The sequence below is a fragment of the Vibrio sp. HENC-03 genome (assembly GCF_000305755.2).
In the GTDB taxonomy this organism is placed as follows: Bacteria; Pseudomonadota; Gammaproteobacteria; order Enterobacterales; family Vibrionaceae; genus Vibrio; species Vibrio owensii.
In genome coordinates this window covers 109,231-121,750 of the sequence record NZ_JH976131.1, presented here as the reverse complement: position 1 = coordinate 121,750, position 12,520 = coordinate 109,231, and the positions used below count along the sequence as shown (strand labels likewise).

10 protein-coding genes are annotated in these 12,520 nt (G+C 46.1%); 9 read left to right on the top strand and 1 reads right to left on the bottom strand.

The window, feature by feature from the left end; genetic code table 11:
• Nucleotides 1-2: 2 nt before the first annotated feature.
• The 7 genes from ftsW to lpxC all read left to right on the top strand — a co-directional run bounded on the left by ftsW (nucleotide 3) and on the right by lpxC (nucleotide 8,259).
• The gene (gene ftsW, locus VCHENC03_RS02400; protein WP_009707735.1) at nucleotides 3-1,199 is read left to right on the top strand and encodes a cell division protein FtsW; all 1,197 of its coding nucleotides are present in this window, start codon (nucleotides 3-5) and stop codon (nucleotides 1,197-1,199) included.
• Entirely contained in the window at nucleotides 1,186-2,253 is a 1,068-nt protein-coding gene (murG, locus tag VCHENC03_RS02405) for an undecaprenyldiphospho-muramoylpentapeptide beta-N-acetylglucosaminyltransferase (protein ID WP_032803092.1), read from the top strand. The genes ftsW and murG overlap by 14 nt, the downstream gene beginning before the upstream one ends.
• Nucleotides 2,254-2,275: 22 nt before the next feature.
• Nucleotides 2,276-3,733, top strand: a complete 1,458-nt coding sequence (murC, locus tag VCHENC03_RS02410; protein ID WP_009707733.1) for a UDP-N-acetylmuramate--L-alanine ligase — start codon at nucleotides 2,276-2,278, stop codon at nucleotides 3,731-3,733.
• A gap of 191 nt (nucleotides 3,734-3,924) precedes the next feature.
• The gene (locus VCHENC03_RS02415) at nucleotides 3,925-4,710 is read left to right on the top strand and encodes a cell division protein FtsQ/DivIB (RefSeq protein WP_005436132.1); all 786 of its coding nucleotides are present in this window, start codon (nucleotides 3,925-3,927) and stop codon (nucleotides 4,708-4,710) included.
• Nucleotides 4,703-5,965, top strand: a complete 1,263-nt coding sequence (ftsA, locus tag VCHENC03_RS02420; protein ID WP_005436133.1) for a cell division protein FtsA — start codon at nucleotides 4,703-4,705, stop codon at nucleotides 5,963-5,965. The genes VCHENC03_RS02415 and ftsA overlap by 8 nt, the downstream gene beginning before the upstream one ends.
• A 30-nt stretch (nucleotides 5,966-5,995) precedes the next feature.
• Nucleotides 5,996-7,240 carry a cell division protein FtsZ gene (ftsZ, locus tag VCHENC03_RS02425; protein WP_005436149.1) on the top strand — a complete coding sequence of 415 codons (1,245 nt, stop codon included), beginning with the start codon at nucleotides 5,996-5,998 and terminating at the stop codon, nucleotides 7,238-7,240.
• A 101-nt stretch (nucleotides 7,241-7,341) separates the two neighbouring features.
• On the top strand, nucleotides 7,342-8,259 hold the full coding sequence (gene lpxC, locus VCHENC03_RS02430) for a UDP-3-O-acyl-N-acetylglucosamine deacetylase (RefSeq protein WP_005436150.1): 918 nt from the start codon (nucleotides 7,342-7,344) through the stop codon (nucleotides 8,257-8,259).
• A gap of 70 nt (nucleotides 8,260-8,329) precedes the next feature.
• On the opposite strand, the gene VCHENC03_RS02435 is transcribed toward lpxC, so the two are convergent.
• Complete coding sequence (locus tag VCHENC03_RS02435) at nucleotides 8,330-8,788, bottom strand: DUF721 domain-containing protein (protein WP_005436153.1); 459 nt, start codon at nucleotides 8,786-8,788, stop codon at nucleotides 8,330-8,332.
• A gap of 420 nt (nucleotides 8,789-9,208) precedes the next feature.
• Between VCHENC03_RS02435 and secA the strand changes: the two genes are divergently transcribed.
• Both secA and mutT read left to right on the top strand, forming a co-directional pair.
• Nucleotides 9,209-11,938 (top strand): preprotein translocase subunit SecA, encoded by a 2,730-nt coding sequence (gene secA / locus VCHENC03_RS02440; protein ID WP_009707732.1) that lies wholly within the window; start codon nucleotides 9,209-9,211, stop codon nucleotides 11,936-11,938.
• A gap of 73 nt (nucleotides 11,939-12,011) precedes the next feature.
• Nucleotides 12,012-12,410 carry an 8-oxo-dGTP diphosphatase MutT gene (gene mutT / locus VCHENC03_RS02445; protein ID WP_009707731.1) on the top strand — a complete coding sequence of 133 codons (399 nt, stop codon included), beginning with the start codon at nucleotides 12,012-12,014 and terminating at the stop codon, nucleotides 12,408-12,410.
• Nucleotides 12,411-12,520: the final 110 nt, after the last annotated feature.

Here is a 12,520-nt window from a genome sequence, read left to right as displayed (position 1 = left end):
TCGTGGGTTTAGGTAACGTTAAACGCAGCATTGGCACTTGGCTTAAGCATCCTGCACCAGAGGCGCTCTTTGATCGTCAACTTGTCTGGATTGCGCTGGGTTTGATGTTAACTGGCTTGGTGATGGTGACATCAGCATCATTTCCTATCAGCTCACGTTTGACGGATCAGCCATTTCACTTCATGTTCCGTCATGCCACGTTCCTAGTTCTCGCGATTGGTGTTTCATCCGTTATTCTTCAGGTGCCTTTGGAGGAGTGGTTTAAGAGAAGTCACTACCTTCTATGGATAGCCTTTGGGTTGCTCATCATCGTATTGGTGGCAGGTAAATCGGTTAACGGCGCATCCCGCTGGATACCGCTTGGCCTTTTCAACTTGCAGCCTGCCGAGGTGGCGAAGCTCTCCTTGTTTGTCTTTATGTCCGGTTATCTGGTGCGTAAGCAAGATGAAGTGCGCCAAACCTTCTTCGGCGGTTTCATGAAGCCGATTATGGTGTTTGCCTTCTTCGCTGTGTTGCTTCTAGGGCAGCCCGATTTAGGTACCGTAGTCGTAATGTTGGTGACCTTGTTCGGTATGCTATTCATTGCCGGCGCTAAACTGACGCAATTCTTAGCTCTGATGATTGCCGGTATCGGTGCCGTAGTTGGCCTCATCTTGGTAGAGCCATATCGTATTCGCCGTGTGACGTCATTCTTAGACCCTTGGGAAGACCCATTCGGCAGCGGTTATCAGCTCACTCAGTCACTCATGGCGTTTGGTCGTGGTGAGTGGTTTGGCCAAGGTCTCGGTAACTCAATTCAAAAACTCGAATATCTACCAGAAGCACACACTGACTTCGTATTTGCGGTGTTAGCAGAAGAGCTTGGCTTTGTAGGCGTAGTATTGGTGTTGATGCTGATCTTCAGCTTGGTACTCAAAGCTGTTTACATCGGCAAGCGCGCTTTTGATGAAGGCGAAATGTTTGGTGGTTACCTCGCATTTGGCATCGGTATTTGGTTTGCTTTTCAGACGTTGGTTAACGTTGGCGCAGCTGCTGGTATCGTTCCGACTAAAGGTCTTACTCTACCGCTGATCAGTTACGGTGGTTCGAGTCTTATTATCATGTCCGTGGCAGTATCTATCTTGCTGCGAATCGATCACGAGTGCCGCTTAAAGCGCGGTCAGAAAGAATCAGAACAACAAATCGATGAAGAAAAATAAACGTTTGATGGTGATGGCTGGTGGTACTGGCGGTCACGTGTTCCCAGGTCTTGCGGTAGCGAAACAGCTACAAGAGCAAGGTTGGGAGATTCGCTGGTTAGGCACCGCGGATAGAATGGAAGCGGATTTAGTGCCAAAACACGGCATTGAAATCGACTTTATCAAAGTAAAAGGTCTACGAGGTCAAGGTGTTAAGCGTCTTCTTGCGGCACCATTTCAAATTATCAATGCCATCATGCAGGCTCGTGCGCACATGAAACGCTGGCAGCCAGATGCAGTGCTTGGCATGGGCGGTTATGTGAGTGGTCCCGGTGGTATTGCCGCTTGGATGAGTGGCATTCCTGTTGTTCTGCATGAGCAAAATGCAGTAGCAGGTTTAACGAACCAATGGCTATCAAAAATCGCTAAGAAGGTTTTTCAGGCTTTCCCGGGCGCTTTTCCAAATGCTGAAGTGGTTGGTAACCCAGTTCGTGAAGACGTGACTCAATTAGCTGCGCCAATCGAGCGTATGCAAGAACGCCAAGGTCCAATTCGTATTTTGGTGATGGGCGGCAGCCAAGGCGCACGCATTCTTAACCAAACTCTGCCAGAAGTGATGGCAAAATTGGGCGATGATTACTGTATTCGTCATCAAGCGGGCAAAGGCTCCGCTGAAGAGGTGAACGCAGCATACCAAGCTAATGGTGTGGTAAATGCAGAAGTAACGGAGTTCATTGATGACGTGGCAGAAGCTTACGCATGGGCTGACCTTTTAGTTTGTCGCTCTGGAGCGTTAACCGTTTCTGAAGTATCAGCGGCAGGTGTAGGCGCTATTTTTGTTCCGTTTATGCATAAAGACCGCCAGCAGGCACTGAATGCTGACCACTTGGTGGATTGCGGCGCGGCGAAAATGATTGAACAACCAGATTTAACCGTTGAGTCACTGACTCAGCAGATCCAACAATTGGATCGACAAGCTTTACTTACAATGGCTGAGCAAGCGCGTGGCGCTGCAAAATTGAATGCTGACCGAGTTGTCGCACAAGCCATTGTCGCTTTGACCGAAAAGCGTTAACGAATTATTGAGAATAGAATTGATGACAATCCAACATACACAAGACTTAGCTCAGATTCGCGCAATGGTGCCAGAGATGCGCCGCGTGAAATCCATCCACTTCATCGGTATTGGTGGTGCGGGCATGAGCGGCATTGCAGAAGTGCTGTTGAACGAAGGCTACCAAATCACAGGTTCTGACCTATCAGAGAACCCAGTGACAGAGCGTTTGGTATCAAAAGGTGCAACCGTATTTATCGGCCACCAAGCGAGCAATGTAGAAAAAGCCAGTGTGGTTGTTGTGTCAACGGCGATCAACGAAGAAAACCCAGAAGTGATGGCGGCACGTGAATTACGTATCCCTATCGTACGCCGCGCAGAGATGTTGGCTGAATTGATGCGATTCCGTCACGGTATTGCTGTCGCAGGTACACACGGCAAAACGACGACGACCGCTCTTGTTACTCAAATCTATTCTGAAGCAGGCCTTGATCCAACGTTTGTAAACGGTGGTCTGGTAAAGAGCGCGGGGACAAACGCACGTCTAGGCTCTAGCCGAATTTTGATTGCAGAAGCAGACGAAAGTGATGCGTCATTCTTGCACCTTCAACCTATGGTGAGCATCGTGACAAACATCGAAGCTGACCATATGGATACGTACGGTGGTGACTTTGAAACCTTGAAGCAAACCTTCATCGATTTCCTTCACAACCTACCGTTTTATGGTCAAGCGATTGTGTGTATCGACGACCCTGTGATTCGTGAGTTGATTCCGCGTATTAGCCGCCAAGTGATTACTTACGGTTTCTCTGAGGATGCCGACGTACGTATCGAGAATTACCATCAAGAAGGCCAGCAAGGCAAATTCACCGTGGTACGCGAAGGTCGTGCGAATCTGGATATCACACTAAACATCCCGGGTCGTCACAATGCACTCAATGCATCAGCAGCCATTGCCGTTGCGACAGAAGACGACATCAGTGATGAAGCAATCTTAAAAGCAATGGCAGGTACTCAAGGTACAGGTCGTCGCTTTGACCATTTAGGCGAGTTTGATACTGGCAACGGCCATGCAATGCTTGTTGATGATTACGGTCACCACCCAACAGAAGTGGGTGTAACAATTAATGCAGCGCGCAGTGGTTGGCAAGACAAGCGTTTGGTGATGATTTTCCAACCGCACCGTTATAGCCGAACTCGTGATTTATACGATGACTTTGCGAATGTACTTGAGCAAGTTGACGTTCTCATCATGTTGGACGTTTACGCGGCTGGTGAAAAGCCAATTGCAGGTGCTGATGGTCGTGCTTTATGTCGAACTATCCGCAGTCGTGGGAAGGTAGATCCAATTTTTGTTCCTGAAATCGAGCAATTACCTTCAGTTTTAGCTAACGTTATACAAGACGGCGACCTGATTTTGACGCAAGGCGCGGGTGATGTCGGTAAAGTAGCGAAGCAACTTGCAGCACTTGAATTAAACATTAACAAGATGCTCGGCTAATAGCGACGATTGACGCAAAGCACAGAGAAAGACCTAGATCTCGATTTTGCGTCAAGAACGTTGTGATTTATCGCTATCAGTGTTTGATAGTTTACAAGAGCTCAGTATAATCCCAAGGTTAAAGTCAATACCTTTGCCGATGTTAGCTAAATCGGTGAAAAGTACAGGACAAAAGTCAGGAAACGAAGACGTTGTTGAATATTGCACTGAATGAAGAGCGACTTAACACAGATAACAATCGTGGTCGCCAAGATAAAATTTTAGGTGCGCTATTTTTCGTTGTCGTGGTGACCTTAATTAGTTCTGTTTTGTACTCAGCGATCAGTTGGATGTGGGATGACCAAAGGTTACCTCTCTCCAAAATTGTGCTTCAAGGTAAATTGGAGTACGTCACTGCAGACGATGTTCAAGCGGCGTTTAGCCAGATTGATCATATCGGCACCTTTATGTCGCAAGACATTGATGTGCTGCAGCATAGTGTAGAAGCCATTCCTTGGGTTGCGCATGCCGCAATTCGCAAGCAGTGGCCGGACACGGTAAAAGTATTTTTGACAGAACATCGCCCTGTAGCCATCTGGAATGGCAACGAACTGTTAGACAATAATGGTTTGGTATTCGAAGGCGATGTCGGCCTGCTAAAGGAAGAGAAAGTTAAGTTATATGGACCCAATGAAACCGGGCCGGAAGTCTTGCAAACCTATCGCGAACTCCGACCTAAGTTCCAAACACTGGGTCTAGCTATATCGTCTCTGGTATTAAACGAGCGACGAGCTTGGCAAATCATCCTTGATAACGGTATTCGACTAGAGCTCGGTAAAGAGTCTCTGGATGAGCGTATAGAGCGTTTTTTCTCGCTTTATAACAAGCTTGGCAGTGACACTCAAAGAATCAGTTATATCGATCTTAGGTACGATACTGGAGCCGCCGTTGGGTGGTTTCCTGAACATGAGTTAGAACAAGAGAGTACGAATGACTAAGGCCGCTGATGACAACATTATTGTTGGTCTTGATATAGGCACTGCAACCGTATCAGCTCTAGTGGGTGAGATTCTACCGGATGGCCAAATAAATATTATTGGTGCGGGTAGCAGCCCTTCACGTGGCATGGATAAAGGCGGCGTGAATGATTTGGAGTCGGTTGTAAAATCAGTACAACGCGCAGTTGATCAAGCTGAGTTAATGGCGGAATGCCAAATCAGCCGTGTATTCATTTCGTTGTCTGGTAAGCATATCGCAAGCCGAATTGAAAAAGGCATGGGCACTATATCGGACGAGGAAGTTTCTCAAGAAGATATGGATCGCGCTATCCATACTGCAAAATCGATTAAAATCGGTGATGAACAGCGAATCCTTCACGTGATTCCGCAAGAGTTCACCATCGACTACCAAGAGGGCATTAAAAACCCGCTTGGTTTATCAGGAGTGAGAATGGAAGTGAGTGTCCATTTGATCTCATGCCATAATGATATGGCACGCAATATTATTAAGGCAGTAGAACGCTGCGGCCTTAAAGTAGAGCAACTTGTGTTTTCTGGGCTTGCTGCAAGTAATGCGGTAATTACCGAGGACGAAAGAGAGCTTGGGGTTTGTGTGGTCGATATCGGCGCTGGTACGATGGATGTTTCTATCTGGACCGGTGGTGCGTTACGTCACACTGAAGTATTTTCTTACGCAGGAAATGCGGTAACTAGCGATATTGCCTTTGCTTTTGGTACGCCAGTGAGCGATGCTGAAGAAATAAAAGTCAAATATGGCTGTGCCTTGAGTGAACTAGTCAGTAAGGATGACACGGTTAACGTTCCAAGCGTGGGTGGCCGACCTTCACGTAGTCTGCAACGTCAGACTTTGTCAGAAGTGATTGAGCCGCGATACTCAGAGCTTATGGGACTGGTTAACCAAACTATCGACTCTGTACAAGCGAAATTGCGCGAAGAGGGCATCAAGCACCATCTCGCCGCGGGTGTAGTTCTCACCGGCGGTGCTGCGCAAATCGAAGGAGTGGTAGAATGTGCGGAACGCGTATTCCGCAACCAAGTAAGGGTCGGCAAACCGCTCGAAGTCAGCGGCTTAACTGACTATGTAAAAGAGCCGTACCATTCTACGGCAGTTGGATTACTTCATTACGCAAGAGACATGCAGTCTAGCGACGATAGCGATTATAATGAACCTAAGCGCTCATCTGTTACTGGCTTTTTCGGTAAATTGCGTAATTGGATACAAAAAGAGTTTTAACCTGAGTTGCAGGATAAACGGAGACAACACATGTTTGAACCGATGATGGAAATGTCTGACGATGCAGTAATCAAGGTCGTTGGAGTTGGTGGCGGCGGTGGTAACGCTGTTGAACACATGGTGCGTGAATCCATCGAAGGTGTGGAATTCATCAGCGTCAACACTGATGCGCAAGCACTTCGTAAGACAAGCGTTGGCAATGTCATTCAGATTGGTGGTGATATCACTAAAGGTCTGGGTGCAGGTGCGAATCCACAGGTCGGCCGTGAGGCAGCTCTCGAAGACAGAGATCGAATTAAAGATTCCCTAACTGGTGCCGATATGGTGTTTATCGCAGCTGGTATGGGTGGCGGTACAGGTACTGGTGCAGCACCTGTTATTGCTGAAGTAGCTAAAGAGCTTGGCATTCTTACTGTTGCGGTAGTAACAAAACCGTTCAGCTTTGAAGGCAAAAAACGTTTGGCATTTGCTGAGCAAGGTATCGATGAGCTGTCTAAGCACGTTGACTCTTTGATCACGATTCCAAACGAGAAGCTGCTTAAAGTACTTGGTCGTGGTGTAACACTGCTAGAAGCATTTGCAAGTGCGAACGACGTTCTTAAGAACGCGGTTCAAGGTATTGCAGAGCTAATCACTCGTCCTGGCATGATCAACGTCGACTTCGCAGACGTACGTACTGTGATGTCTGAGATGGGTCATGCAATGATGGGTAGCGGCATCGCGAAAGGCGAAGATCGTGCGGAAGAAGCAGCAGAAATGGCAATTTCTAGCCCGCTTCTAGAAGATATCGATCTAGCAGGCGCTCGTGGTGTTCTTGTTAACATCACTGCTGGTTTGGACATGCGTCTGGACGAGTTTGAGACAGTGGGTAACACAGTGAAAGCATTTGCTTCTGACAATGCGACAGTGGTTATCGGTACTTCTCTAGACCCTGATATGACTGACGAAATCCGTGTAACAGTTGTTGCGACGGGTATCGGCAACGAGAAAAAACCAGACATCACGCTAGTTGCGGGTGGCAAAGCGAAAGTAGCTCCAACAGCTGCTCCGCAAACTCAACCACAACAGCAAGCTGCAGCGCCACAAGCTGAAGAGAAACCAGCACAGACCTTGCAAACTACTCCAGTGCAAGAGAAGCCACAGGTAACTCCTCAGCCGACAAACACAGTTTCATCTCCTGCTTCTTCTGCGAGCCAAAGCTCTGCAGCACCAAAGCAAGAGAAAGAAAGCGGTTATTTAGATATTCCGGCATTTTTGCGTCGTCAGGCTGATTAATCTTTAACCCATAAATTTGACATAGCTCAAAATTATGGTAGCATTCACGGTCGACGTTACAGACGGCCGTGTTTTGTAGCATATTTTAGAGAGGCAAGCAGATGATCAGACAACGTACTCTGAAAGAAATAGTGAAAACAACTGGTGTGGGTCTCCACTCTGGTCGTAAAGTCACACTTACTCTGCGCCCAGCTGCTGCTAATACAGGTATCATTTACCGTCGTACAGATGTAAACCCACCTGTAGATTTCCCAGCTGATCCTGCGTCTGTTCGTGACACTATGCTATGTACAGCACTAGTAAACGACGAAGGCGTGCGTATTTCAACTGTTGAACACTTGAACGCGGCACTTGCTGGTATGGGCATCGACAACATTATTGTTGAAGTTGACGCGCCTGAAATTCCAATCATGGATGGTAGCGCTAGCCCATTCGTATACTTGCTACAACAAGCAGGTATCGAAACGCAAAATGCACCTAAGCGTTTTATCCGTATTAAGAAACCAGTTCGTTTTGAAGATGGCGATAAGTGGGCAGAGTTTGTTCCATTTAACGGCTTCCGTATGGACTTCGAAATTGAATTCAACCACCCTGCGATCGAATCAGACGAGCAACGTCTTCTGTTTGATTTCTCATCTCAAGGTTTCGTTCGCGAGATCTCTCGTGCACGTACGTTTGGTTTCATGCGTGATATCGAATATCTACAATCTCAGAACCTAGTTCTTGGTGGTAGCTTTGATAACGCAATCGTACTGGATGATTACCGTATTCTTAATGAAGAAGGTCTACGCTTTGATAATGAGTTTGTTACTCATAAAGTATTGGACGCGATTGGTGATCTTTACATGTGTGGTCACGCAATTATCGGTGAATTCCGTGCGTTCAAATCAGGCCATGGTCTGAACAACCAACTTCTACGTGCTGTTCTTGCTGATCAAGAGGCATGGGAATGGACAACATTCGAAGAAGAAGAAGGTTCACCAGTTGCTTTTGCACAACCAAACATGGTTCTAGCGTAAAATACGCCAACGCAAACAAATTAAAAAAGCCAGGCAATGCCTGGCTTTTTAGTATCTGAAACTTTGTTATCTATTTTTCGCTATTCTTTTCTGCCATATCGGCAAGGCGTTTCAAACGTTCTTGGATCTTTGGTGGCGCCATATCCGCAATGATTAACAACGAGTTTGCCGCCGATTCAGTTAATGGTGGACGCTTAGGTTTGTTCTCTTGCTCAAACCGATTACGATATAAAGACGGATTAATCCGAACTTCCACACTCATCAATTTGGCAAAACCTTGCGTTCGCAATTTATTTAGGATCATTAGTCGATCGTAGTCGATCTTCATTTTGATCGCAGCACTCGATACATCAATCAATAAATGACCATTACGCACATTCGCTACTCGGCAATGATCTGCCGTTCCTTTTGGTAAGATCTCTTGAACGGCTTGGTTCAGCTGTAGGATCTCTCCAGCATGCTCTTGAATCTGTTTAAATTGAGATTCAGCAATAAGATCGTCTGTTGAGGTTGGGCGATGATCACGCATAGGTAAAATCTAATTTTGTTGAGATATTGGTATTCTAGAGCAGCTTTCTGCTTAGGTATAGTTTACATTATGGCCTTTATTTTCAGTTCAGCCTGACAATTTGGGTTTAGCAAGTTAAAGCGGATTGTTTTGAAAATGCTGACTTTACGTCTTGAGCCTTATGCAATACTGGCTAATCCGCCATCAGTTTGTCTAAAAACTTACGAGTGCTTCAAACAAATACGTCTATTTATGGTTGTATCGATGAAAAATCCTTACACTAAGCCACATTGATTCAAAATTTAGCCTTGAAATATGGATGTTTGAACTCAATATCTTTGATAAATGATTTATCTCAGTATTCTTAGTTCCAAACTGGCAGAGACTGAAGGCATTACGAGTAGATCGGGAACGGTCTGATTAAAGAGAGATTCACGAAAAATGATAGCTAAGCTACTGACAAAAGTAATTGGCAGTCGCAACGACCGAACACTGCGCCGCCTTAGAAAAATTGTAAAAGAGATCAATAACTACGAACCAACGTTCGAAGCACTTTCAGATGAAGAGCTAAAAGCTAAAACTGTTGAGTTCCGTGAACGCCTAGAGCAAGGCGAAACTCTTGATAAGCTACTTCCAGAAGCTTTTGCTACTGTTCGTGAAGCATCTAAGCGTGTTTACGGTATGCGTCACTTCGACGTTCAGCTTATCGGTGGTATGGTACTGAACGGTGGCCAAATCGCGGAAATGCGTACTGGTGAAGGTAAAACTCTAACTGCAACCCTTCCAGCTTACCTAAACGCACTTCCAGGTAAAGGTGTACACGTAGTAACGGTGAACGATTACCTAGCAACACGTGACGCTGAGACAAACCGTCCACTATTTGAATTCTTAGGTATGACCGTTGGTGTGAACGTGCCAAACATGCCTCCTCAAGCGAAAAAAGAAGCTTACCAAGCTGATATCCTATACGGAACAAACAACGAGTTTGGCTTTGACTACCTACGTGACAACATGGCTTTCCGCAATGAAGACCGTGTTCAACGTGAGCGCTTCTTCGCTGTAGTCGATGAGGTGGACTCAATCCTTATCGATGAAGCTCGTACTCCACTGATTATCTCTGGTCCTGCTGAAGATAGCTCAGAACTATATACTCGTATCAACCTACTTATTCCTCATCTGCAAAAGCAAGATAAAGAAGACTCTGAAGAGTACCGCGGTGACGGTCACTACACAGTTGACGAGAAATCTAAGCAAGTTCACCTAACAGAAACGGGTCAAGAATTCGTTGAAGAACTAATGGTGAAAAATGGTCTGATGGAAGAGGGTGATACACTTTACTCTCCAACTAACATCAGCCTGCTACACCACGTGAACGCAGCACTTCGTGCACACGTATTGTTCGAACGTAACGTAGATTATATCGTTAACGAAGACGGCGAAGTGGTTATCGTTGATGAACACACTGGTCGTACAATGCCGGGTCGTCGTTGGTCTGAAGGTCTTCACCAAGCGGTTGAAGCGAAAGAAGGCGTTAAGATCCAAAACGAAAACCAAACGTTGGCATCGATTACCTTCCAGAACTACTTCCGTCTATACGAAAAACTGTCAGGTATGACAGGTACAGCAGATACTGAAGCATTCGAATTCCAATCGATTTACGGTCTAGAGACAGTGGTTATCCCAACCAACAAACCTATGATCCGTAACGATATGCCAGACGTGGTTTACCGTACTGAAGCTGAGAAATTTGCTGCAATCATCGAAGACATCAAAGAGCGCGTAGAGAAAGGTCAACCATCTCTAGTGGGTACGGTTTCTATCGAGAAATCAGAGCTTCTTTCTAATGCACTTAAGAAAGCGAAGATTAAACACAACGTACTAAACGCTAAGTTCCACGAACGCGAAGCTGAGATCGTTGCAGAAGCTGGTACGCCAGGTGCGGTAACCATCGCAACGAACATGGCTGGTCGTGGTACCGATATCGTGTTGGGTGGTAGCTGGCAAGCGAAAGTAGAAGCGCTTCAAGATCCAACCAAAGAACAGATCGATGCTATCAAAGCTGAGTGGAAACAAGTTCACGATCAAGTACTAGAAGCTGGTGGTCTACACATCATCGGTACTGAGCGTCACGAATCTCGCCGTATCGATAACCAGCTACGTGGCCGTTCTGGTCGTCAAGGTGACGCAGGTTCATCTCGTTTCTACCTATCAATGGAAGATTCACTACTGCGTATCTTTACTTCGGACCGTATGGCTAGCCTTATCCAAAGCGGTATGGAAGAAGGTGAAGCGATCGAATCTAAGATGCTGTCTCGTTCAATCGAAAAAGCACAGCGTAAAGTGGAAGGTCGTAACTTCGATATCCGTAAACAGCTTCTTGAATACGATGACGTGGCGAACGATCAACGTAAAGTGGTTTACGAATTGCGTGATGAGCTAATGAGTGTTGACGACATTAGCGACATGATCGAGCAAAACCGTGAAGATGTTGTTACTGCGATCATCGATGAATACATTCCACCACAATCTCTAGAAGATATGTGGGATGTGGAAGGTCTTCAAGAGCGCTTGAAAGCGGACTTCGATCTAGATGCGCCTATTAAGCAATGGCTTGAGGAAGACGACAAGCTGTACGAAGAAGCATTACGTGAGAAGATCATCAACCTAGCAGTTGAAGTCTACAAAGCGAAAGAAGAAGTTGTGGGTGCACAAGTGCTTCGTAACTTTGAGAAGTCAGTTATGCTTCAAACGCTGGACACGCTTTGGAAAGAGCACCTAGCGGCAATGGATCACCTACGTCAAGGTATCCACCTACGTGGTTACGCGCAGAAGAACCCGAAACAAGAGTACAAGCGTGAATCGTTTGAACTGTTTGAAGGTTTACTAGAAGCGCTGAAAACAGACGTCATCACTGTTCTATCTCGTGTTCGAGTTCAACAACAAGAAGAAGTTGAGCGTATGGAAGAGCAACGTCGTGCACAGGCTGAAGAAGCAGCTCGTCGTGCACAAGCTCAACATGCGGCAGCACAGAACCCACTTTCGGAAGGTGAAGAATCGGAAGAAGGCTCTAACCAACCAATGGTTCGTGAAGAGCGTAAAGTGGGTCGTAATGAGCCTTGCCCATGTGGTAGCGGCAAAAAGTACAAACAATGCCACGGTAAAATTGACTAATACAGTCTGAAAACATAAATAAAGAGTCGCTTAGGCGGCTCTTTTTGTATCGATAGATCTAGGAACGAATCTAATGAAAAGAATTCACATTGTTGCGGCGATCATCTTTAACCAAGACAAGTCGCAAATCTTCATCACCAAACGCCCAAGCGACAAACACAAAGGTGGCTTTTGGGAGTTCCCTGGCGGCAAAGTTGAGCAAGGTGAAAGTGTTGAGCAAGCGATGATTCGTGAGCTTGAGGAAGAGATTGGTATTACCGTCACTGAACAGGCTTTGTTTGAGCACTTGGAGTATGACTATCCAGACAAGTCTTTGAAGTTTGATTTTATGACCGTTTCACAATTCAAGAACCAACCGTATGGTCGCGAAGGCCAAGAAGGACATTGGGTTGATATCAGTGCTCTGCCTGAATACTCCTTTCCTGAGGCGAACGTGCCGATTCTGGAGCGTGTGGTTAAAGAGTTTTCTTAACCTGCATCTAACTGTCTTGTGGTTAACACGGGATATTGTTAGTTTAAAAAGATACAGCGAAACGAGAGAAGGCGAGGTAAGCCTCGTTTATCCAGAGAAGGAGAGAAAGC